General features: G+C 48.4%; 2 protein-coding genes and 1 pseudogene. 2 read left to right on the forward strand and 1 reads right to left on the reverse strand.

The annotated features are described in order from the left end of the window. Positions 1-100 precede the first annotated feature (100 nt). Positions 101-312 (reverse strand): annotated as a pseudogene (locus KDK13_RS06070) (sugar phosphate nucleotidyltransferase); the annotation flags it as partial. A 78-nt stretch (positions 313-390) separates the two neighbouring features. Between KDK13_RS06070 and KDK13_RS06075 the strand changes: the two are divergent. Next, the gene (locus tag KDK13_RS06075) at positions 391-669 is read left to right on the forward strand and encodes a BrnT family toxin (protein WP_257284074.1); all 279 of its coding nucleotides are present in this window, start codon (positions 391-393) and stop codon (positions 667-669) included. Then, positions 666-965 (forward strand): antitoxin, encoded by a 300-nt coding sequence (locus tag KDK13_RS06080; RefSeq protein ID WP_257266240.1) that lies wholly within the window; start codon positions 666-668, stop codon positions 963-965. Before KDK13_RS06075 ends, KDK13_RS06080 begins: the two co-directional genes overlap by 4 nt. Positions 966-1,432 lie beyond the last annotated feature (467 nt).

Genomic DNA, 1,432 nt, shown 5'->3' on the forward strand with positions numbered 1-1,432 from the left:
CCTTGAACTTATAAGCCAGCACACAACCCCGTTGGGCCTGGGCCATCAGGGCGTCAGTAATCTGGATCTCACCGCCCTTGCCCGGTCCGGTATCGCGAATCAGGTCAAAATTAATATCAAAGTGATCTTCCAGGCTGCGCTTGCCCCGACCGGTCACCAGGCAGATATCGGCCATGCCTGCAGGGCTTCTTCAACGCCGTATTCAATCAGCGGTTTGGAGACCACCGGCATCATCTCTTTGGGCATGCTTTTGGTGGCAGGGAGAAAGCGTGTACCGTAACCGGCGGCGGGGAATAAGCATTTTTTGATCATATAAGCCCGATCGTATGATTATTGACAAAACGTGATCTATCAACCATTTTGTATGTACATAAGGCACACAATAATGATATGAAAGTATTTAACTGGAATTGTGAAAAAAACGCATGGCTCAAGGCCAACCGGGGCATCTCATTTGAAGAGATCATTTTTCACATAGAAATGGGTGGAGAGCTGGCAATTACTCATCACCCGAATCAGGCGAAATACCCTGGCCAGAAGATATCGATTGTTCAGGTTGAAGACTATGTCTACCTGGTACCCTTTGTGGAATCAGAAAAAGAGATATTTCCCAAAACCATCATCCCCAGCCGTAAAGCAACAAAACAGTACCTGGGAGGCACCCCATGAATCCAAGTAAACACGAGTTACAAGAAGAACAGGAAATTCTGGATGCGTTTGAAGCGGGAGAACTGGAACCAGTTGATAACCCGGAAGCCATTCAACACACTCATCAACAGGCGGCAGCGAACACCTTTAAAAAAGATGCACGGTTGAATATTCGCCTGAGCAGCCGCACACTGAGAGCCCTGCAAAAAATGGCTCTGGAAGAAGGCATACCCTACCAGACCATGATTGCCAGTGTGCTCCATAAATACGCAGAAGGCAGACTTGTTCCCAGTGAGAATATCTCAGGCAAACAGTAGAAAACGTCTTTTTCTGAAAACTGACTACTGGCAACTGCCCACTTTCTTAACCATCTTACTCACCGTGGAATAGTGCAGCCCAAAAGAATCCGCGATGGCCTTCTGGGTATAACCACCGGAGGCATACGCAGCACATATCGCCTCCGCTGGAGAATCAAAACTGGCCCGGTACAACTCAAGGGGTCTTTCCGGTTTCCGTTTCTGCTTGTGTGGGACTTCAGAACCATTCCCTCAAATCACAAACCTCACAACCTACACCTCACAACTCAAGTACGCCCATACGTATCTTCAAACCGCACAATATCACCCTCCCCCAGATACCCCCCCGCTCTGTACCTCAAACAGCTCAAGGTCAAACTTGCCGGCATCTCGTAAAAAAAAAGCCTGTCGATGCACCACGCCAATGGGTATATAGTGCTTGTCCGAAAACCCATCAGCCCTTGAAAACAGCAGTCTGTGGCCTTACT

The sequence above is a fragment of the Endozoicomonas sp. SESOKO1 genome (assembly GCF_024606265.1).
In the GTDB taxonomy this organism is placed as follows: Bacteria; Pseudomonadota; Gammaproteobacteria; order Pseudomonadales; family Endozoicomonadaceae; genus Endozoicomonas.

What these genes read in the sequence shown, in the direction of transcription:
- KDK13_RS06080 (WP_257266240.1), top strand. Translation starts at nt 666, where the DNA reads ATGAATCCAAGTAAACACGAGTTACAAGAAGAACAGGAAATTCTGGAT.
- KDK13_RS06075 (WP_257284074.1), top strand. Translation starts at nt 391, where the DNA reads ATGAAAGTATTTAACTGGAATTGTGAAAAAAACGCATGGCTCAAGGCC.